Source organism: Lactobacillus mulieris (assembly GCF_007095465.1).
In the GTDB taxonomy this organism is placed as follows: Bacteria; Bacillota; Bacilli; order Lactobacillales; family Lactobacillaceae; genus Lactobacillus; species Lactobacillus mulieris.
Genome location: NZ_SDGL01000002.1, coordinates 32,184 through 53,110 on the forward strand (window position 1 = coordinate 32,184; position 20,927 = coordinate 53,110).

Annotated in this window: 19 protein-coding genes; 10 read left to right on the top strand and 9 right to left on the bottom strand. The window is 32.8% G+C overall.

Going from position 1 to position 20,927, the window contains the following annotated elements; genetic code table 11:
- Positions 1-66 precede the first annotated feature (66 nt).
- The 9 genes from ribD to ETI37_RS01005 all read left to right on the top strand — a co-directional run bounded on the left by ribD (position 67) and on the right by ETI37_RS01005 (position 9,666).
- On the top strand, positions 67-1,125 hold the full coding sequence (ribD, locus tag ETI37_RS00965; protein ID WP_006587539.1) for a bifunctional diaminohydroxyphosphoribosylaminopyrimidine deaminase/5-amino-6-(5-phosphoribosylamino)uracil reductase RibD: 1,059 nt from the start codon (positions 67-69) through the stop codon (positions 1,123-1,125).
- A complete protein-coding gene (locus ETI37_RS00970; RefSeq protein ID WP_006586091.1) occupies positions 1,118-1,723 on the top strand; it encodes a riboflavin synthase in 606 nt (201 codons plus the stop codon). Before ribD ends, ETI37_RS00970 begins: the two co-directional genes overlap by 8 nt.
- Before the next feature lie 2 nt (positions 1,724-1,725).
- Positions 1,726-2,901: a bifunctional 3,4-dihydroxy-2-butanone-4-phosphate synthase/GTP cyclohydrolase II gene (locus ETI37_RS00975; RefSeq protein WP_006586090.1), complete on the top strand. Its 1,176-nt coding sequence runs from the start codon at positions 1,726-1,728 to the stop codon at positions 2,899-2,901.
- An 18-nt stretch (positions 2,902-2,919) separates the two neighbouring features.
- Positions 2,920-3,384, top strand: a complete 465-nt coding sequence (gene ribH, locus ETI37_RS00980) for a 6,7-dimethyl-8-ribityllumazine synthase (protein WP_034535734.1) — start codon at positions 2,920-2,922, stop codon at positions 3,382-3,384.
- A 167-nt stretch (positions 3,385-3,551) separates the two neighbouring features.
- Positions 3,552-4,553, top strand: coding sequence for a D-2-hydroxyacid dehydrogenase (locus tag ETI37_RS00985; RefSeq protein ID WP_006586088.1), 1,002 nt, complete (start codon positions 3,552-3,554; stop codon positions 4,551-4,553).
- A 351-nt stretch (positions 4,554-4,904) separates the two neighbouring features.
- Positions 4,905-5,624, top strand: coding sequence for an MIP/aquaporin family protein (locus ETI37_RS00990; RefSeq protein ID WP_006586087.1), 720 nt, complete (start codon positions 4,905-4,907; stop codon positions 5,622-5,624).
- Positions 5,625-5,876: 252 nt separating this feature from the next.
- Positions 5,877-6,725, top strand: coding sequence for a helix-turn-helix domain-containing protein (locus ETI37_RS00995; RefSeq protein WP_006586086.1), 849 nt, complete (start codon positions 5,877-5,879; stop codon positions 6,723-6,725).
- Positions 6,726-6,929: 204 nt separating this feature from the next.
- A complete protein-coding gene (locus tag ETI37_RS01000) occupies positions 6,930-9,014 on the top strand; it encodes a hypothetical protein (protein WP_224783247.1) in 2,085 nt (694 codons plus the stop codon).
- Positions 9,007-9,666, top strand: coding sequence for an ATP-binding cassette domain-containing protein (locus tag ETI37_RS01005; RefSeq protein WP_006586083.1), 660 nt, complete (start codon positions 9,007-9,009; stop codon positions 9,664-9,666). The genes ETI37_RS01000 and ETI37_RS01005 overlap by 8 nt, the downstream gene beginning before the upstream one ends.
- Here ETI37_RS01005 and ETI37_RS01010 read toward each other — a convergent pair.
- Positions 9,651-10,523 carry a helix-turn-helix domain-containing protein gene (locus ETI37_RS01010; RefSeq protein WP_006586082.1) on the bottom strand — a complete coding sequence of 291 codons (873 nt, stop codon included), beginning with the start codon at positions 10,521-10,523 and terminating at the stop codon, positions 9,651-9,653. The genes ETI37_RS01005 and ETI37_RS01010 overlap by 16 nt on opposite strands.
- A gap of 103 nt (positions 10,524-10,626) precedes the next feature.
- On the opposite strand from ETI37_RS01010, the gene ETI37_RS01015 reads away from it, so the two are divergent.
- Positions 10,627-11,883: an MFS transporter gene (locus ETI37_RS01015; RefSeq protein WP_006586081.1), complete on the top strand. Its 1,257-nt coding sequence runs from the start codon at positions 10,627-10,629 to the stop codon at positions 11,881-11,883.
- A 95-nt stretch (positions 11,884-11,978) separates the two neighbouring features.
- Here ETI37_RS01015 and ETI37_RS01020 read toward each other — a convergent pair whose 3' ends face one another.
- The 8 genes from ETI37_RS01020 to ETI37_RS01055 all read right to left on the bottom strand — a co-directional run bounded on the left by ETI37_RS01020 (position 11,979) and on the right by ETI37_RS01055 (position 20,876).
- Positions 11,979-12,305: a hypothetical protein gene (locus ETI37_RS01020; protein ID WP_006587536.1), complete on the bottom strand. Its 327-nt coding sequence runs from the start codon at positions 12,303-12,305 to the stop codon at positions 11,979-11,981.
- A 106-nt stretch (positions 12,306-12,411) separates the two neighbouring features.
- Entirely contained in the window at positions 12,412-13,125 is a 714-nt protein-coding gene (locus tag ETI37_RS01025) for a DUF975 family protein (RefSeq protein ID WP_006586079.1), read from the bottom strand.
- An 82-nt stretch (positions 13,126-13,207) separates the two neighbouring features.
- Positions 13,208-14,065, bottom strand: coding sequence for an aldo/keto reductase (locus tag ETI37_RS01030; protein ID WP_006586078.1), 858 nt, complete (start codon positions 14,063-14,065; stop codon positions 13,208-13,210).
- Between the two features lie 49 nt (positions 14,066-14,114).
- On the bottom strand, positions 14,115-16,925 hold the full coding sequence (locus tag ETI37_RS01035; RefSeq protein ID WP_006586077.1) for a DUF3427 domain-containing protein: 2,811 nt from the start codon (positions 16,923-16,925) through the stop codon (positions 14,115-14,117).
- A 46-nt stretch (positions 16,926-16,971) separates the two neighbouring features.
- Positions 16,972-17,799, bottom strand: a complete 828-nt coding sequence (locus ETI37_RS01040; RefSeq protein ID WP_006587534.1) for an exodeoxyribonuclease III — start codon at positions 17,797-17,799, stop codon at positions 16,972-16,974.
- Positions 17,800-17,867: 68 nt separating this feature from the next.
- Positions 17,868-19,010: a trans-sulfuration enzyme family protein gene (locus tag ETI37_RS01045; RefSeq protein ID WP_006586075.1), complete on the bottom strand. Its 1,143-nt coding sequence runs from the start codon at positions 19,008-19,010 to the stop codon at positions 17,868-17,870.
- A gap of 239 nt (positions 19,011-19,249) precedes the next feature.
- The gene (locus ETI37_RS01050) at positions 19,250-20,056 is read right to left on the bottom strand and encodes a GDSL-type esterase/lipase family protein (RefSeq protein ID WP_006586074.1); all 807 of its coding nucleotides are present in this window, start codon (positions 20,054-20,056) and stop codon (positions 19,250-19,252) included.
- Positions 20,057-20,135: 79 nt separating this feature from the next.
- A complete protein-coding gene (locus ETI37_RS01055; protein WP_006586073.1) occupies positions 20,136-20,876 on the bottom strand; it encodes a LysR family transcriptional regulator in 741 nt (246 codons plus the stop codon).
- Between the last annotated feature and the right edge of the window lie 51 nt (positions 20,877-20,927).

A 20,927-nucleotide genomic window follows, 5' to 3' on the forward strand; every position in this document is an offset into this window, starting at 1 on the left:
GCTTTGAATATAATTTTAGCCTCGAGAATTGTCTCGAGGCTTTTTTCATGCAAAAAAGGAAGTGATTTGATGAATAAAGACGAACAGTTTATGGCCTTAGCAATTAACTCTGCTAGTAAAGGCCGCTACCATACTTGGACTAATCCAATGGTTGGCGCAGTAGTTGTTAAAGATGGAAAAGTTTTAGCAACTGGTTACCACCATAAATATGGTGATGTCCATGCTGAACGTGATGCAATCAGTAAATTAACTCCAGAACAATTATTTAATTCAACCCTTTACGTAACGCTTGAACCTTGTAATCACACTGGTAAACAACCTCCATGTAGCGATTTAATTATTGCTAGCAAAATTAAACGTGTTGTAATTAGTGAAATAGATCCACATGGCTTAGTTACCGGTAAAGGAATAAAAAAATTAAGATCACATAATATTTCGGTTACTACTGGTGTATTAACTCAAGAAGCTAAAAAGCTAAACAAGCACTACAACTTCTTCTATGAACATAAGATGCCATATATTTGCCTAAAACAAGCTCTTAGTCTTGATCATAAGTGTAGTTATCCAGATAAACGTATCCAAATTACTGGTAAAGCAGCTTATGAACAAGTTCATAGAGAACGTGCTGATTATCAAGCAATTATGATAGGAAGTTCAACTGCTTTGATTGATAACCCCACTTTATTAACTAGTGTTAAACAAGACCATCCGCCTATTCGCATTGTTCTTGATCGTCGCGGTCGCTTGTTAAACAAAAATTTGGCCTTATTTTCAGATAAACATGCACAAACTTGGCTTTTTACTCAAAATACCAAACTAACTAAATTTCCTTATCCACCACATATTAAAGTTTTTCTTTTACACTCTGGTTCTTTAAGGGAAGTTTTGCAACTGTTGACTCAAAATAATGTGCAATCGATTTATGTAGAAGGAGGTCCTACCCTCATGAAAACTTTTATTGAGGAAAAACTTGCTCAAGAACTCATAACTTATTTTTCACCTACTTTTCTAGGTAATAACGCCTTAGATGGCTTTGAAATTACAGAAAATATCAATTTAATAAAGCCTGATTATCAAGTACTTGATAAAGATATTCGAATTAGCGGGAGAATAGATTATGTTTAGTGGATTAGTTACTGGTGATGCCACCATTGCCACCATAAAAAAAGATACTCAAACTATTACAATGACTATTAAAACTAGTACTAGCAACTTAAAAGGCCTAAAAGTCGGCGATTCAATAGCTGTCAACGGTTGTTGTTTGACTGTAGAAAGTTTTACCGAAACAAAATTTGTAGTTACTATGATGCCACAAACATTTAAGAAAACTACTTTCAAAAATTCTAAAATTGGCGATCAAGTAAATATAGAACGTTCTCTACAAGTAACCAGTCGCCTAGAAGGTCATATTGTAACTGGTCATATTGATGACGTAGTTTCTTTAATCAAAAAGCAACAAAATGAAAATGCGATTGAACTTTTCTTTAAGTTACCAGATCGTTTAACAGCTCAAGTTGTCCCTCAAGGGAGCATCGCTATTAATGGGACCAGCTTAACGGTTATGGATATAAATAAAAATATTTTTTCAGTTGGACTAATCCCCCACACCCAGGAAAATACTAATCTTACTCAATTAGCTGTCGGTGACCAAGTCAACGTTGAAACAGATATCTTAGGAAAATATGTAGCTAAAAATCTTATACTTTTTCAAGGAGCAAAATAAATATGGATGTTAAAAAAATTCAAGCAGCAATTCAATGGATGAAACAAGGTGGCTTAGTAATTGTAGCCGATGATGAAGACCGTGAAAGTGAAGGTGACATAATCGGTCTAGGTTCTAAAGTTACTCCACAAAAAATTAACTTTATTACTCAAACAGCCCGTGGTTTGCTTTGCACAAGTATCGGTCGCAGTATTGCAGAAAGACTTAACTTAACTCCTATGGCTCAAAATAACACTGACCCCTATGGTACTGCTTTTACAGTTAGCGTTGATTATAAAACTACAACAACTGGAATTTCCGCTTTTGATCGCGCTACTACAATTAAGGCTTTAGCTGATTCTACTACAAAAGCTGATGATTTCTTCAAACCTGGTCATACTTTTCCTCTAGTCGCCAAAGATGGGGGCGTTTTAGAGCGTAATGGCCATACTGAAGCTTCCATTACATTAGCTCGCCTAGCTGGTGAAGCCGAAGTAGCTTATATTTGCGAAGTAATGGATGCTGATGGTCATATGGCAAGAAGACCCCGACTAAAAGAAATAGCAGCTGAATATAATTTGCCATTTTTAACAATTGCAGAATTGCAAGAATATGTTAAAAATCCTACAAGTAAAAATAATCAATTTGTCGACCTACCTACTGTATATGGCAACTTCAAAATAAAAGCCTATGTTGGCGAAAACTTGGCCTTAGTTAAAGGCCCAATTGACCCTAATAAGCCAGTATTGGTGCGGTTACATTCAGAATGTATGACTGGCGATGTTTTCGGCTCAAAAAGATGTGATTGTGGTGAACAATTACATAAAGCAATGCAAAAAATCGACCATGAAGGAGGAATTCTAATTTATTTACGCCAAGAAGGCCGTGGAATCGGCTTAAGCAATAAGCTAAAAGCCTATGCCTTACAAGATCAAGGGCGCGACACTTATGAAGCTAATAAAATATTGGGTTTTGAGCCAGATGAACGTAAATATAATATTGCAAAAGAAATCTTGACAGATTTAGGAATTAGTAAAATCCGTTTATTAACCAATAATCCTGATAAGGTTACCCAACTAACAAAATACGGCATTGAAGTAACTGAGCGGGTTCCACTGGAAATACCGGCAAATGAGATAAATAAATTTTATTTACAAACTAAACGAGATAAATTTCATCATTTAATTATGGGAAAATAAATGCAAAGGGGAAAAATAATGATTAAACAAGGTGATTTCATTAATGTTCATGGTAAAGTCGCAATTGTCGCTTCCCAATTCAATGAAACTGTTACTAAAAATTTAGTAGATGGAGCAACTGCAACTCTCAAAAAATTTGGTATCAAAAGTGAAGATATTGATATTTATTGGGTTCCTGGCGCATTTGAAATAGGCTTTACAGCAAAAAAAGTCCTTAAAACCAACAAGTATACTGGAATTATGACCTTAGGAGCTGTAATCAAAGGTGAAACTGATCACTACACTATGATTATTAACAATGTGACTTCTGCCATTATGCAATTAAACTTAAAAGGCCAAATTCCAATTACTTTCGGTATGCTGACTACTGAAAATATTGAGCAAGCTATGCAAAGAGCTGGATTAAAAGCTGGTAATGAAGGAAGTGCAACTGCTCAAACTTTACTTGAAATGATGAGTTTAAATGAACAAATAACTAAATAAAGATAATTAAAGACTTCACTAATTAACATTTTTTCTTAAAAGATATATTTTAAAGTCTGTTTTCAAACTTGAAGCGCTTACATATTAAAATATGATAGTTATGTGTTCTGCTTCACAATAAATCATGTATAATAAAGGTATCCGATTGTAATATATGGAGGTACAACATGACAAAGATTTTTGCTTATGCAATTCGTAAAGATGAAGAACCATTCCTTAACGAATGGAAAGAAGCCCACAAGGATGTTGAAGTTGATTACACTGATCAATTATTAACTCCTGAAACTGCAAAACTTGCTAAGGGTGCAGATGGTGTTGTTGTTTACCAACAATTAGACTACACTGCTGAAACTTTACAAGCATTAGCTGATGCTGGCGTTACTAAGATGTCATTACGTAACGTTGGTGTTGATAACATTGACATGGATAAGGCTAAGGAACTTGGCTTTGAAATTACTAATGTTCCTGTTTACTCACCAAACGCTATTGCTGAACACGCAGCAATCCAAGCAGCTCGCGTATTACGTCAAGACAAGGTAACTGACTTGAAGATGGCTAAGCGCGACTTACGTTGGGCACCAAACATTGGTCGTGAAGTTCGTGACCAAGTTGTTGGTGTTGTAGGTACTGGTCACATTGGTCAAGTATTTATGAAGATTATGGAAGGCTTTGGCGCAAAGGTTATTGCTTTCGATATCTTCCACAACCCTGAACTTGAAAAGGAGGGTTACTACGTTGACTCACTTGACGAATTATACAAGAAGGCTGACGTAATCTCACTTCACGTACCTGATGTTCCAGCAAACGTTCACATGATTAACGACGATTCAATCAAAGAAATGAAAGATGGCGTTGTTATCGTAAACGTATCACGTGGTCCACTTGTTGATACTGATGCTATCATCCGTGGTCTTGACTCAGGTAAGGTCTTTGGTTTCGTAATGGATACTTACGAAGGTGAAGTTGGTGTATTCAACGAAGACTGGAAGGGTAAGGAATTCCCAGATGCACGTTTAGCAGACTTAATTGACCGTCCAAACGTATTGGTAACTCCTCACACTGCTTTCTACACTACTCACGCTGTAAGAAACATGGTTGTTAAGGCATTTGACAACAACTACGCTATGGTTGAAGGTAAAGAACCTGAAACTCCAGTTAAGTTAGGTTAATTTACTTTGATGAGCGTCAGCCATATTATACTTACACAGCTCCTCACAAACTACTCAATTAAAGTTATAGCGTGATTTAAAGTTTCACGTGTAACTTTTCATAAATTATCTAAAAGAGATTTAGCCTTGCTAAATCTCTTTTTTCTATCTATATAATAGCTTCCAAGCAAAATATTTGACATATTCAAAAATTTTTGTTCCCTTTCAAAAAGAAATATGCTACACTTGTGAGCGGCGTATGTGCAACACCTTTAATAGACCTTGTGGTTGAAGTTTGTTCAGCACTTATTCCAAACTAAATTCATGCTCTATAGCATAACTTTGATAACTAAATAAAAGGGGAATTTTTACATGAATAGTTTTATTGGGGAATTCGTCGGCACCATGGTCTTATTGGTGCTCGGTATTGGTATTGGTGCTGGTTCTAACTTGAAAGGCTCAATCGCAAAAGGCGCTAGTTGGCATCATATTACCATGACTTGGGGCTTAGCAATTACTTTTGCCGTTTATGTAGCCGGCAGTCTTGGTTCTAAAGCACACCTCAATCCAGCTGTAACTTTGAGTTTTGCTACTTTTGGTCTTTTCCCATGGAAAGACGTTTTACCATACATTACAGCTCAATTTTTAGGAGCATTTGCAGGAGCTGCAATTATTGCAATCCACTACTACCCTCACTTCAAAGCTACAAAGAATGAAGATGAAGGTAACCACGTTGGTATTTTTACCACTGGTGCTGCAATTGACAATCCTATTTTTAACTTCCTCAGTGAAGTAATTGCGACATTTATTTTTGTTTTAATTCTTTTAAACTTAGGTGACTTCACTACTGGTCTTAAGCCACTTATTTTAGGTCTATTAATCATGGTAATTGGTCAAGCATTTGGTGAAACTACTGGCTTTGCTTTAAACCCAGCTCGTGACTGGGGTCCACGTTTTGCTTATACTGTATTGCCAATTCCAAATAAAGGTAACGCACATTGGAGTTATGCATGGGTTCCTATGTTTGGTCCATTAGTTGGTGCATTCATGGCAACTGGTTTGCAAACTCTCGTTTTATCAATGATGAAATAAAAAATAGCTAATTTTAAAAGAGTTTCTAGGAAACTCCTATAATAAAAATGTTGATAATCTAGGTTAACTTCAGCCTGATATATCAACATTTTTTATTTTTACCATTTTTTAGGTATCTATATAAAACATACTATGATCTTTACTTGTAGAGGACTGGGCTCTCTTTTTCATTTTATCGCCCTATTGATTTATGCTACCATATAAAAATACTACCGAAGTTTTTAAGTAACATAACATTTATGAGGAGATTTTATGACAATTGGCGATGCGCTAAAAGAAGTACAGGTAGAATTAGGGTTAACAGCGGAAGAAATGACTGCTGGAGTTATATCAAAAGGAACGTATTCAAAAGTTATTAATAACAAAACTAGATTAAGTTCTGATTTATTATTAAAAATTTTATTCTCTCATGGTATTGACATTGAAGTGTTTTTTAATAAAACCAAAGATACATATGCACCAAAAAACATAATTATTGAAGAAAAATTATCTCAAGAATTTGGAGCTGCATTTAATAATCATGATCTTGTTAGTGCTACTGATTGTTTAAAGAAAATACAAAAACAAAATAATAATCCCTATTTACTACAACGCGCACAAATTGGGGTTGCATTTCTGTCTAATACAATTGAGCAATTAGATAAAAATCTTGCTCAATTAATAGTTAACGAACTTAATACACATGAAAATTGGGTTTCTAACCTTCAAGCTTTAAAACTTTTTAGTAATTCGATGTTAGTTCTTTCTGATGAAAAAGTTGAAGTCCTTATGAAAATATTTTTTATAAGATTAAAAAGAATGAATATCAAATCTGAAACTATGATTGAAAGATATGCAATTATTTGTAGTAATTATCTTCACTGGAAGTATGATTCACTTAAACAAGCTAAGTCACAAGAAAAAAATAAACACAAAAGAAATATCTCCAAGTCCATAAAATATCTTACTAAGCTAGATAAATCTCCACGCTTTTTAATATACAAAATATTAGGTAATTATTATAAAAATATATTCACTGGAGATATAGATTCCGCTATAAATATTAAACATCATTTAAAAGAATTAGGGTTTACGAGTTTAACTAAAAATTGGCCGATTTAAAGAATAAAGTTTCACATATGAAACTTTATTCTTTTTATATTATCTTTTAACGTATACTCTTTATATAAAAATAGAAAGGATTTTTAATTATGGATTCTGGAGAATTTCTCTTATGCAACAGTAAGCTTATGCTTACTATGGTTGGTAAAAATAATAAAAAGGCGATATTGTTGATATCGCTTTTTGTGTTTATAAGGAATGCCTATGTTTAAAAAAAGTCTCAAATTTATTTTTATCTTGTTAAATATGATTGTTGCTAGTCTTTTTCTAATTTATAGCATCAACCAATACAGTGATACTCATAACCTAAAGCAATTCGATATCTCAGCTGACTATACACCTTTTCAATTACCTGAGCCAGCTTCAACTACCCATGACTATTTACACCAATTAGCAGTAATTAAGAAAACCAGTCAAAAAATGCAAATTCATTTTTTAAAAAGGTCTTATTTCACTGGTTATAATTCTGGAAGTAAATTTAGCTATAATACCTTCAAACAAAACGTCCTCTTTGAATCAGATAATTTATCGGATTCTTTACTTTCTAACTATTTTGGTCACCATTTTCAATCCGGAAAAGTATATTCAACTGCAGCTAAGTCAAACTCTTTGCGGTTAAAAAGCTACGGAACAATCGCTTTTACCATTAAAGAATTTAACTATCAACACGCTCCCCAATCGCGAGAAGGGATTTTCTTTATTCAAACAACTAATCCCAACCAAATTGAGCAGTACTTAGAGCTTCTTAGTCAAAACTATAACCATGAATTTGCCAGCAATTATTCAGTCAAAGATTTTCTCGCTCCTGAAATGTACCCTGCTTCAATTGACTTAAATTTAGATTCATCCAATTTGCGCACCCTTACTCTAGTTGCTATCTTATTTCAACTTATCTTCTTTATTGTTTATTTTCTAACTTTTAATTACGAAAATGGTGTTTACTCTTTATTAGGCTACTCACTTTTCCAAAAAGTTAACCAGTTGATTTTAAAAAGTCTAATCTGGGGTAATTTGCCAATTTTGCTACTCGGAATCTTTTATGAAGTAAGTAAGCAATATTATGATTTAATCTTCAATAGTCTTTCTGTCTTATTTGGTTTAGTTACATTAGAATATCTTCTTGCATTAGCTATTACCTTTATATTAGGTAAATTACCAACCAATCGCTTTTTAGTTAAGCGAGCCGACAATAAATATTTATTTGGCTTTGCCTTTTTAGCCAAAGTTGTTTTAGTTTTTTTGGTTTTTATTAGTGCCCAAGATTTAGCCGATTTTGCTGGACAAAACATCAAAACTGCATTTTCTCAGCAGACTAATTTCTATCATAAATATGTAAGTTTTTATCCCCTAGTTCAAGGCTATAATGAAACCCTTGACCAAATTAAGCAGGAAAAATATCAAACTAAGAACTTATATCCGACTTTAAATCGCGCTGGTGCAATTTATATTGACACTTCTCCCCTTAACTCTGAAAAACCCTATTTATTACAAAATGTAGATGTTAATGTTAACTACTTAAAATTAGTTCCAGTTAAGAAACTAAATGGGAAGAAGGTCATTCTAAGTGATCAAGACACAAACAAAACGATACTATTGCCCCAAAGAAACTTGCAAAATACAGATAAAATTGCGGAATTTTACTCCTCTAAACGCCATGAAAAAGTTAAATTCATTATTATCAAGAACCAGCAAGCATTATTTAACGAAAAAGGACAAAAAATTAACAACTATCAGTATATAACTGTTAGCCCCTTAAAAAATGTTCTGCAAAAACTTGATTTGAATATTCTTACTGGTGCTAGTGCAGATACTTTAAAAATTCCGCTAATCAAAAATCCATTAGCAACTTACAGGCATTATGAAAAACTATTAGCTAAATACAATTCTCGTGATAACTTGCCCCATTTAATTAAGGCAAGTGACAGTGACCTTGAAGAATTAAAAGATCAAGCAGCTAGTTTCTATCTTTCGGACTTTGACTTGTTTTTAAGCTTAGTAACTCTTATAACAGTTACCCTTTCAACGATTAATTTATATTTTTCAATCTTTGGTCGGGAATTTGCGATTAAGCAAGCTTTGGGTCGGCCACTTAGAGAAAAGACATATTTCTATTGGGCTTTAATTTTACTGCAAACTAGCATTCTTCTTGGTTTGATAATAGCCACTAAGATGCTGAATCTAAATAATCTAGTTCTTTTTGCAATACTGACAATTGGCGATATTTTATTTAGCACAATTGCCATTAAATCGTTTTCCAAAAACTTAGTAAGGAGATTTTTAAATGACTAATGCCATCGAGATTACTAACTTAACCAAAAGTTTTAAACACAAACCTGTTTTTCAGGAATTAAACTTAACGGTTCCAGAAAAAGCACTTACTGTTATTTATGGTAAAAGTGGTTGCGGAAAGTCAACTTTATTAAATATTATCGGCTTATTAGAACAAGCTGATGCTGGCACTATCAACTTACTAGGAGAAAAAGCTCCTAAAGCCGGTACAAGAAAAGCACAAAGTTTTATTAAAAATAACATTAACTACCTTTTTCAAAATTATGCATTATTAAATGAACAATCTATAAAGAAAAATTTAGAGTTAGTGCACTTAGTTTCACGTGAAACTAAAGCAGACTTTGACGAAAGAGCTAAAAAAATATTAGCTTCTCTAAATCTAGAAGTTGATTTAAATACTAACGTTGCTAGTTTATCTGGTGGTCAAAAGCAGCGAATTGCATTAGCGCGCACATTACTCAAACCAGGGAAATTAATTCTATGTGATGAGCCAACAGGTTCACTTGATCCCGAAAATAGAGATTACATATTACTAGCATTAAATAAAGCAAAAAATGCTGGTAAAACAGTTTTAGTTGTTACACATGATCCATATATTATCAAAAAAAGTGACTTCTCTTATGATTTAAAAGAACTTTATAAAGACGGGTAATTTGAGAGTTGTCGCTTTATAAATTCATTTAATCCATTTCCATATGCTTCCATACCAAGTTCCTTAAACATTGTAACTGCATTATCACATTTAATTAAATATTTTTTATCTCTCGTAATTTGATACATATTGGCACTTTCAAAGAAATAAATACAACATTTATAGAAGAAAATTGCTGGATTAGTTGAAATTTTGCTTGCAACTTTAGCAAAAAATTTAGCTAAGTCTGGCTTTTTATTTTCAATAGTTAAAATTAGCATATTTGCAATAATTGATAATAAAACTCTTTGAACATCAATATCGGTATCACTTTGATATTGTTTAATTATTTGTTTTGAAATGGCTATATTACTTTCTAAATCATAAAAATCCATAAAATTACAATACAATGCCATATTATTTTTATTAAAGTTAGGACTACTAAATACCTGCTCCTTTAATTTTTGCCGCAGTTCATCATCATTTGGTTCATCAGGCTTTTTTGTTGATTCAAGCCATCCTCTTGCTATCAATTTTTGTTGTTGCTTATCTTTTTCAGATAAGTTGCTTTCATCTATTAAATTTATAACATTAGCAAGTTTTTCTTTATCAGCAGCATAATATGCCTCAATCATTACTGTATCCAAATCATCAATTTCTTGCTTATGTAACCTTGAACCATGATTTAAGCGACTAAAAAATTCCCAAAGAGGAATATTGTTGTAATTTAACAAATCAATTAAATCTTCTGCTGTAATTCGATTAGCATTTTTTTCAACTTTTGAATAATAAGATTGACTTACCACTTCTCCCACAAACTCTTTTTGTCTTTTTCCTTGACTTAATCGATATTCTTTTAAAAGACTACCAATTTGCATAGAACTCCCCCTTTTTTTATTCAAATGTGACTATTTCTCTTAATATAATTATAATCCCTGTAAGATGAAATTAAAATTAAGCAACTTTAATAGGAGGAATAGTATGAACGTTTTTTTAAAGAATAAATCTTACAGGCGTTTTTCAATTGTTAGTTTTCTCTCAGGAACTGGAGATATCCTTTTTTACATGGCTTTGATGACTTATGCCAGTAAGTTAGAGAACTACTCACTAGCACTTTCTTTGATTGCAATTTCTGAATCATTACCTAAATTATTAGATACTTTTTCAGGATACTTAGCTGACAGAACCCGAAAGAAATTCAAAAATATCTTTTTAATGGCACTTATAAGATTCATCTTATATAGCTTAGTTGGTATTTTATTTGCAAGTAAACTATCTGACTGGACACTAGTTTTGATTGTAATCGTAATTAATCTAATATCAGATACTTTCGGCTCTTATGCTGGTGGTTTAGTTGTACCATTAATTGTTAATTTAGTTGGTGAGGAAGATTTTGGTGAGGCCGAAGGATTCACAAGTGGTGTATCACAAGTTATTGGTATTTCTGCCCAATTTCTAGGTTCAGGCTTACTACTTTTTATGTCTTATTCAAATTTAGCCTTTCTTAACGCATTTACCTTCTTATTTGCTGGCCTACTTTACGCCAGTATAGGTCGCAAACAGAAAGATGATAACCAACTAATTGAAAGCCAAGATATTAATCGTGAAAAATTTTTACCTACACTAAAATCTTCATACAACCAAGTTAAAAAACAACCTGGCTTATTAACAATCGTATTAGTTGTCGCTCTTATTAATGGCACTTTAAGTGCCCTACAATCCTTAATTCCAATAGTGATGGTCGCGTATAAAAAGACAATGATAATATCAAATTATAGCTTTACAATCGCAATTATCGGAATTGTAGTAAGTAGTGGATTCGCTCTTGGAAGTATCTGTGGACCACAATTATTCAAAAAAACTACCATATTTTCAATTGTAATTACCGCAATTATTCTTAGTATAGCTACTACTATAATCGCATTTATAGCAAATATTTATATTATTTTGCCCGCTTACTTCATATTAGCTGCAACTGCTAGTTTAGCTTCAATTAAGCTATCACAATGGTTGGTTATGGCTGTTAATCAAAAGATTTTAGCTTCAAGTATGGGCTTGTTAAATACAATCTTGACGGTAATGGCTCCTACTATGACCACCATCTTCACTACAATTTCGGGGAGCACTAACTTTATTGTATCTATGTCAATATTAGTAATTGTTGAAGTTATTATTTTATTCATTGCAATTAAACTGAATCTAACAGCTAGAGAAGCAACTACATCAACATTAGAATAAAAATTTTTAGTTAATTAAAATTCGTTTCACGTGTAACAAAAAAGAGACATCAGATGATGTCTCTTTCGTTTTATTCAAAATTTAAATTTTTGAATTTATTTTGCTAAAGCAGAGTCACTACTATTTGACATAAAAGTTAAGCCAAATAAAACAATGGCAATGATTAAAGCAAAAATACCAAATAAACTAATACTTGGAATTGACATAGTCATGAACCAGCCAATTAAATTCAAAACTAAACCAGCAATATCGCCAGTTAAATTATCCATATCCTTAGTTGCAATATATGCAATACCTGCAACTAAGAAAATAATTCCTGCAATCATCGCATTAGTTGCTAAATGAGCAGTTAAAGCTTGAAATAACATATAAAGTGACATAAGCACCATTACGATTCCTGCAAAAAATTTTGTGTTTTTCATATTTTTACCTCCGAGAGAAATATATCTTTCTCACAGAAGTTATTATAAACCAAATAGGTATTACTATGCAATACCTATTTTGAATACTATTTAAATTTATTTACGTCTAGTTTTCACTAGCAACTTTACGGTAAAACTCTGCCTTAGTTGTTTGAATATATGGTACTAGCCAAAGCCAGCCAATACCTAAAGCAAGTGTTGCTAAAATTCCCCAACCAATAAAGCTTAAATCCAAAACAAATAATTGGAACTTGTGTCCCTTCATCATTTGACGAGATTTAGTAATTGCTTCAGTTACACCTACTTCTTTTCCAGCCTTATGCATATCTTCCAAAATGTAAAAAGTCATTGCGTATGAATATGATTTTATAATACCAGGAATAATGAAAAGCAAAGTCCATAGTCCTGTAAAGATAGAAGTTAATAAAACATTGACGAAGTAGTTGTAAGTTCTACCACCTCTAAATGCTAAAAAGATATTTTTGAAAACATTATTTTCTTTTTGATTATCTACTAAATGTAAGTATCCTACTTGAACACCCGTATTAAACATTCCAGTAATAATTGAAATACCGAATGACAGCATGTAAATGAAACCTGCAAAACTTACAAATAAGGAAATTACAAAACCTGGATCTTCTGCTAAAGCACGTTCTGCCATCATAAAGCCGAAAATACCAGCAGAACCAAACATGAGAAACATAATCCCCCTGCTAACTAAATAGGTAATTATCATTAGCATTAAAGTCATTAAGGCTCCCCAAGCCCAATTATTAGATAATTTTTCCTTTGCATTAAATTTTAGTTCTGAGCGTTTCATAATTGCACCTCCGTACTATAAGCCTATTACACTTATAGTATATAAAAAAATCGTTGCTCTTGCAACGATTTTACATTTTTATTTAGAAATCTGCCTTGTCCGGATCTAAAGCTAAGTTACCTTTTCCTTCTAAGCCATCAAGTAACTTCATTTCTTCATTTGACAATGAAAAATCAAAAACTTGACCATTAGCTTTAATATATTCTTCGTGAACAGACTTAGGAAGTGGTACAAAACCATGTTCTAAACTCCAGCGAATTAAAATTTGAGCCGAACTCTTGCCATGTTCTTGAGCTAACTTATTAACAAGTTCATTACCTAGTAAATCACCTGTTCCAAGTGGTGAATATGCTTCACTTAAAATATTGTGCTTTTCATTCTCTTTACGGACATCAGTTTGTAAGTCACTAGGATTTAAGTAAATTTGGTTAACTGCTGGAACTACATCCGCATTTTCTAATAAGGCATCTAAGTGATGCTTTCTGAAATTAGATACACCAATTGCCCGAATCTTACCAGCTTTTTGGGCTTCTTCCATTGCTTTCCAACTTTCACTATTTAATTCGGCCCAATTATCCCGCATGGCAACAGGATTTGGCCAGTGAATTAGGTATAAGTCAAGATAATCAAGTCCCAACTTCATAAGACTGGCATCAATGGCTTTTTTAGTTCTTTCATAACCATGATCAGCATTCCAAAGCTTGGTTGTAATAAAAAGTTCATCACGTTTAATACCACTACTTTTGATGGCTCTGCCAACACTTTCTTCATTGCCATATGCTGCAGCGGTATCAATATGGCGATATCCACTATTTAATGCAGCTAGAACTGATTTTTCAGCAACTTCTCCATCAGGAGTCTGCCAAGTCCCAAAGCCGACAACGGGGATTTTTACTCCGTTATTCAAGGTATATGTATCACTTAATCCGTTTATAGCCATTTTCTAACCTCGCTTTTCTTACTTACTAAAAGTAATTATATCATCAAACTTACTTTTCACAAGTAAAAAGCATTTGATACATCGCACTAGATAGTGGTGTTTGTAAAAGTAATTCCATTCCCACAGTTGGTTTTTGTTTCGGACCTATTTTTTCTTCTTGAGCACTAATTATTTCAGCTTCTCCCAAGTAGAAAAATTCTCGACTAGCAGAATCACTCTTTTTAACAAACAAATGCAAGTTAATTTTTCCGCTTAAAAGACGCACTACTTCATCTGAATCCAAATGTCTTGGTGAGCGCGTATACCAATGCAAACTGCGTCCATCAGACAAAGTATTATGATATACACTGCTTCTTTTTTCTTCATCTTTATTGTAAATAATAAAAATTGGGCAGTCTTTTTCTCCTACTCGATATCCATACATTGGAGCACTAACATCTAATGGCCAATTAAGTAAATGACAGGCGTCTTTGCGATCATAAGACTTATAAAGTGTAAATTTTTGTTGATTATCATATTGACCATTTAAAGCTATCGCTGTTTTGATAAGGTCGGTAAATAACCTCTTAAAGTCTGCATTCTCTAACGCCTTTTTGATTGGCTCACTAAAAGTAAAATCAAATAAATTAAGCTGTTCAATCAATGGTGCATTGCCATATTGAACCTTTTTAGTGGTTTTACCTGTTTTAACATCGAAGAAATCCAACATCAAAAATTTCTGAATTGAGTCATAAACTTCACTATTATAATAAGCTCCCTGCTTTTTTAGTTCGCTTTCAAATTGATCTCTGTTAACTTTTCCATAATCTAAAATCAATTTTAAAAAGAGCAGTTCATGAATTCTTTTCCCGGGTAATAATTCTTTAGTTAAAAAGCTTAAAACTTTATGTTCAAATGAGCTGATTAAAATTTCAGCTCCCATCTTTTCTAAAAATTCAGCATAAGAAGATAAACTAGTATTTTGCGCAAATACCAATGGTGAAACTGAACCCAGGCGGTAAAAATCATACAATAACGGACTCCTACCTAACTTGTTTTTTAGCTCATGATAGGCGTTCCTTAATTGTTTCAAACCATCAAGTTTTACTTTTTCTAGAGAAGCTAAAATCTTTTCACTAGCAACTTTACTAAAATTAATTGTTGATAAGCCTATAAACGATGGAAGTTGTGCTTCACGCTTAGCCTGATCAATTGAAGCGGACCGATCATCAGTCAATGCTAGAGGAATAAGATAATTATTTTGATAATTACCGATAAAATCAATTACTGTTACATAATCTTTTCCTGGATATTTTCTTAATCCACGGCCAAGTTGCTGGATAAAGACAATACTTGATTGCGTATTACGCAACATAATAATTTGATTTAGACAAGGGATATCAATACCTTCATTAAATAAATCCACAGTAATAATATATTCAATCTTTCCAGCTTCTAAGTCCTTTACTGCCTTTTGACGATCTGTTTCATTATTTTGATTGGTCAAGCTAATTGCCTTATGCCCCCGGTTAGTAAACTCAAGCGCTAATTCTTTTGCTTCTGCCTGTCTACTACAAAAAACTAAGCCATGGGCTTTCTTACCGCAATATCCATAATAATCAATCTCTTTAAGTAGATAATCAACTCGTTTTTCAGCAGTTAAATAGGCTAAATCAGACGTTTCATCTATAGTTTGACCGTTAATTTCATAATCTTCTACTCCAACATAATGAAACGGTGTTAACATCTTTTCTTGCAATGCATCTTTTAATCTAATTTCATAAGCTAAATTATAATCATAAATTTCAAAAATATTTTCTTTATCCATCCGTTCAGGTGTAGCTGTTAACCCTAAGCAAAATTGGGGTTCTAAATAATTTAAAATTTTCTGATACGATGGCGCCGCAGAGCGGTGAGCTTCATCAATTAAAATAAAATCAAACTCTGCTGGATCAATAGTTTTTAACAGCTCATCTTGACTTAAAGTTTGAACAGTCGCAAATAAGTATTTAGCACTATAGTCATGATGATTACCTGAAAGTAGCCCATAATCTTTTTTATGTCCGCCTATTACCTTTTGAAAACTGGCCATCGTTTTTTTGGCAATTTGCGTACGATGAACTAAATATAAAAATCGCTTAGGCTTATATTGCTTAACTGCAAAAGCAGCTAAATACGTTTTTCCAGTTCCAGTTGCTGAAACAACTAAAGCTCGTCTTTGGCCTTGATTGATAACTTCAAATAAATTATCTAAAGCTTCACGCTGCATTTTATTAGGCGTTATTTCCTGGGGAATAAGTGGTTTAGCAGCTTTAGGCTTTATCCAATTCTTTTTATAAGCTTTTATCCAATCAGTTGATAAAGCAATAGAATCTGAATTTAGTTTATATAACTCATTCTTAAATTGTTCAGTTAAACTAGCATTCTCAGTTGAACTTACTTTTAAACACCATTCACTATTAGCAAGCATCGCTGAGCGTGTAAAGTTTGCTGAGCCAATAATTGCTGTTTGATAATTCTCATATTTAAATAAATAGCCTTTAGCATGAAAGCCAGCTTTTGTGCTTATTTTTACAGTTAAATTAGGGATTTTTAGTAACTCATAAAAGACCTTTGGACTATTAAATTGTAAATAAGAGCCAGTAATTATTGTCCCCTGAATTTCAGTATCTTCTAAAACCTGTTTAAACGGGACCAGCATATCCTCGCTAATAAATGCAACTGCCCAGATAAAGGACTTGGCTGATAATAGTTCTTGACGCAAACTCAACCAAATTTTTTCATCACTATTTGACAACAGTTGTGGCGTTAAATTAACTTGCCCTGGATAATTGGAATTATACAAGCCATTTAAAACTGCATCTTTTAAGACTTTATCCATAAAAAACTCTCCAAAACAAAAGGCATCAATTACGATGCCCTTATTCTTACAAATCGATTTCCAGCACAATTGGACAGTGGTCAGCACGCTCACCAGTATCCATCATTTCAGATTTCTTAATCTTATCTGCAATTCGATTGCTTGTTAACCAGTAATCTATTCTCCAGCCTGAATTATTAGCCTTAGCTGTTTTAATTCTCTGTGCCCACCATGAATAAACTTCTGGAATATTTCCATGAATCTTACGAAAACTATCAGTAAAACCAGTTGAAAGTAATTCCGTAAAATCAGCTCTTTCTTCATCGGTAAAACCAGCTGAATGATGATTGTTTTCTGGGTGTTTCAAGTCAATTTCTTCATGAGCTACATTGTAGTCCCCACTAGCTAAAACAGGTTTTTCTTTATCAAGCTTTTGTAAATATTCAATATACTTCTTATCCCAACCTTGACGATCGCCAAGTCTCTTCAACTCACCACCAGCATTTGGTGTGTATACTTGCGTTACAAAGTATTCTGGAAATTCTAAAGTAATAATTCTCCCTTCAAAATCCATGGTATCTGGAGCACCGATTGTTGGATACGTTACCACTGGTTCCAAGGTATTTTTATACAAATACATGGTTCCAGCATAACCTTTTCTTGCGGGTTCTTCAGATGAACGCCAAACATACTCATAGTCAGGAAACAGCTTAGCCAAAATTTCAGCATGTTTTTTAGTTGGACCTGTAGCGCGCAACTTAGTTTCTTGAATTGCTAAAATATCTGGCTTTTTTTCCGCAATTTGGGTTAAAACGTGTCTAGTTTTTTGTGCACGAGCTGAATCACTAGTTAGTGCAGCATTAAGTGAATCAATATTCCATGAAATTAAAAGCATTGAAAAATCTCCCTTTTTTCTTCTTAATTTTATTATAGCGAATATAGCATTTATTGGGAGAAAAAAGCTCAATCTAAAGTCTTAAATGCTTGATCTAAATCAGCTAAAATATCTTCCTTATCTTCTATTCCTACAGATAATCTAATTAAGCCATCGCTGATACCATTTTTCAAGCGGATTTCTCGCGGAATTGAGCCATGAGTCATTACTGCAGGCACTTCAATCAAGCTTTCAATTCCACCTAAACTTTCTGCTAAAGAAATCATATGTAATCTATTAACAAATTCCTCTGCTCTATATTGATCAGCCAATTCAAAAGAAATCATAGCTCCAAAACCCTTCATCTGCTTTTTAGCAATTGAAAAACTAGGATTAGTTTCTAAACCCGGATACATAACTTTTTTAACATATTTACTATCTAAAAGATATTTCACTACTGCTTGTGCATTATCTTCATGCACCCGCATTCTAGCACCTAATGTTTTAATCCCTCGCATCAACAGCCATGAATCATCAGGTGATAAAACCGCACCAATAGAATTTTGTAAAAAGGCTAACTGCTCAGCAATTTTTTCATTTTTAGCAACTGCTATCCCAGCCACTAAATCTGAATGACCACCAAGATATTTAGTGCCGGAATGAACAACAATATCTGCACCTAAATCAAGGGGCTTTTGATTATATGGACTAGCAAAAGTATTATCAACAATCATTAACACGTCATGTTTTTGAGCAATTTCTGCAATAGCTGCTAAATCTGATATTTCAAGTAAAGGATTCGTCGGTGTTTCCAAGTAAATTGCTTTGACATTGGAATTGATAGCTGCAGATACTTCATCAAGATTGCGAGTATCAACTACTGTAAAATTAAGTCCAAACCGTTTCATTACTTGATTAGCCAACCTAAAAGTGCCACCATACACATCTTTTCCAATAATGACTTCATCACCAGCTGAAAGCAGCGAAAATACAGCATGAATTGCGGCAGACCCTGAACTAAAAGCAAATGCGGAGTTTCCATCTTCTAAATCTGCCATTAAACTTTCCAATGCTGCTCTAGTTGGATTACCAGATCTTGAATATTCCCATTTTAATTTGCTGCTTAAAAATGGCTTATGATACGTTGAAGCCCGATAGATTGGCATTGAAACTGCCCCTGTTTCTTCATCTTCATTAATTCCGCCATGAATCAACTTACTATCAAATTTCATAATTACCTCCTGAAAAACAAAAAAAGACGCCAATTCATTTCTGAATTAGCGTCATAGATAAAAAATGCTTACTTTTTGTGTGGATTAATTTATAGCATGCCAAAAAGTGGAGCACATCATCTGTGACGCTCCACTACAACAAATATTAGCATTAATAAATGTTAAATTATTCATTGTTTGGCTCTCCTTAATAATTATGACCACTAGTTTAAACTTACTAAAAAGAAGTGTCAATAATTTTATCTAAAAGTAGATATAAATAGCCATAATAATCCCAGTACACCTAAAATAATAATCTTATTTAAAGAAAGACCCCAATTAGGATTATCTAAAATTCTTTCTTCAATTAGCTCCATCCGTTTTATAACAATATATAAACAATCACGAATATTACAAATAAGTATCCTTAAAGGCAGTTTAGTAACTGTATATGTAGCAGTTTGAGACTTATTAATAATTTTTTGATGCCATTTTTTCGGTCTAATTTCATCAATTAAGGCATCACCAAAAATTTGATACCCGATTTTTCCAAAGTGTAGCCCGTCATTTCGAAGCCCATGACATATTTCTTCTAATTCATGTTCATCAGTTTCCATTTCATGGAACAAGTTTAAATAATGCATTCCATAGTCATTTGCTACCCTTTGGACCCAATTGGCATATTTTTCAACCGTTTCATTATCACGAACTCGTTGTTTTTCCTCATCTACTGCAGGCGGACTAACCAAAATAACTTGCTTGGCATCATATTTTGTTAGAATTTTTTTAGCAACTTTATTTAAATTAGTCCAAAATTCTTCTTCCTCAATTTTTTTATGAAACGCACAATCATTGGTTCCAATTAAAATCACCAAATAATCAGCTTTTTCTTGCTTCAAAATTAATTCATCTACGTGAGCTAATAAATAGCGACTATTAATGCCTGGCACAGCAGTATTTAAGATTTCTATATCTGAAAAGTTTTCTTTTAAATAGGCATTAATATGCGGTTCTTTTAAGCCTTCATATCGAGCAACAATACTGTCTCCTGTAAGCAATACCTTCATTATTAGCTCTTTAATCCTTTCAATTATTTATTTACTTGATTGTATCAAATAAATTTATCAAATGATTATTTTTTACGTTTCACATGGAACATTGATTTCGTGAATATTTTTTATAAGGTATTCGCACTTCTCGTTTATCACTTAAACAAATTAGCTTTTCACGTTCACCTATATATTTGGGCAATAACGCGATTCCTTTACCTTTTTTAACTAATTCGATGATATTGTCCCATGATGCCAATTCTATTATTTTTTTATTTTTTATTATCTTCAAAGTTCTAATTCTAAATGGGCAATTATGATCACTGTTAACAATTATCGGTATATCTTTAGATAAAGAATTAGTATAAAAATCCGCTATCAAATAGCCCACTCCCACTTGATGATAATCTTCATGACTAAATGAAGCATAAGTTATAATCGTATCGTATTTAGGCTTCTCTATTTCTGTAATTTGTGAACTAGTTAAAACAGTTATATTATCTTTAACAATATCATAATCATTATGTTCAACTATTAACCAATCAAACAGCAATTTAGGCATAACTATATTTTGAGACTTACTTGTTTTAGTCACCGTTTTTAAGAAATCATCTGTTAAGTCAATAACTTTTTTAGCATATTTATAAAATTCAGTTCCTGCTTCAGTAGGTACTAACCCTTGATATGTTCTTTGGAAAAGCAGTAATCGATATTCTTCCTCAATTTTTTTCAATCTTGCCGTAATATTTGATTGAGCATATCCTGTTATCTTAGCAGTTAAGTTTATTGAACGAGTTTCATACAAGTATATAAAAGTTTCAAAATCATGTAATTGCATTTTTACCTCATCACCTTTTATGATAACTATATCCTTTTTTAGTAATACTTA

Bases quoted from the DNA above. Each gene is read 5' to 3' on its own strand.
- ETI37_RS00970 (WP_006586091.1), top strand. From the start codon at position 1,118: ATGTTTAGTGGATTAGTTACTGGTGATGCCACCATTGCCACCATAAAA.
- ribH (WP_034535734.1), top strand. From the start codon at position 2,920: ATGATTAAACAAGGTGATTTCATTAATGTTCATGGTAAAGTCGCAATT.
- ETI37_RS01040 (WP_006587534.1), bottom strand. From the start codon at position 17,799: ATGCTTTTAATTTCATGGAATATTGATTCACTTAATGCTGCACTAACT.
- ETI37_RS01010 (WP_006586082.1), bottom strand. From the start codon at position 10,523: ATGCAAATTGGTAGTCTTTTAAAAGAATATCGATTAAGTCAAGGAAAA.
- ETI37_RS00995 (WP_006586086.1), top strand. From the start codon at position 5,877: ATGACAATTGGCGATGCGCTAAAAGAAGTACAGGTAGAATTAGGGTTA.
- ETI37_RS00975 (WP_006586090.1), top strand. From the start codon at position 1,726: ATGGATGTTAAAAAAATTCAAGCAGCAATTCAATGGATGAAACAAGGT.
- ETI37_RS01045 (WP_006586075.1), bottom strand. From the start codon at position 19,010: ATGAAATTTGATAGTAAGTTGATTCATGGCGGAATTAATGAAGATGAA.
- ETI37_RS01050 (WP_006586074.1), bottom strand. From the start codon at position 20,056: ATGAAGGTATTGCTTACAGGAGACAGTATTGTTGCTCGATATGAAGGC.
- ETI37_RS01025 (WP_006586079.1), bottom strand. From the start codon at position 13,125: ATGAAACGCTCAGAACTAAAATTTAATGCAAAGGAAAAATTATCTAAT.
- ETI37_RS01000 (WP_224783247.1), top strand. From the start codon at position 6,930: ATGTTTAAAAAAAGTCTCAAATTTATTTTTATCTTGTTAAATATGATT.
- ETI37_RS01035 (WP_006586077.1), bottom strand. From the start codon at position 16,925: ATGGATAAAGTCTTAAAAGATGCAGTTTTAAATGGCTTGTATAATTCC.
- ETI37_RS00990 (WP_006586087.1), top strand. From the start codon at position 4,905: ATGAATAGTTTTATTGGGGAATTCGTCGGCACCATGGTCTTATTGGTG.
- ETI37_RS01030 (WP_006586078.1), bottom strand. From the start codon at position 14,065: ATGGCTATAAACGGATTAAGTGATACATATACCTTGAATAACGGAGTA.
- ETI37_RS01005 (WP_006586083.1), top strand. From the start codon at position 9,007: ATGACTAATGCCATCGAGATTACTAACTTAACCAAAAGTTTTAAACAC.
- ETI37_RS01055 (WP_006586073.1), bottom strand. From the start codon at position 20,876: ATGCAATTACATGATTTTGAAACTTTTATATACTTGTATGAAACTCGT.
- ETI37_RS01020 (WP_006587536.1), bottom strand. From the start codon at position 12,305: ATGAAAAACACAAAATTTTTTGCAGGAATCGTAATGGTGCTTATGTCA.
- ETI37_RS01015 (WP_006586081.1), top strand. From the start codon at position 10,627: ATGAACGTTTTTTTAAAGAATAAATCTTACAGGCGTTTTTCAATTGTT.
- ETI37_RS00985 (WP_006586088.1), top strand. From the start codon at position 3,552: ATGACAAAGATTTTTGCTTATGCAATTCGTAAAGATGAAGAACCATTC.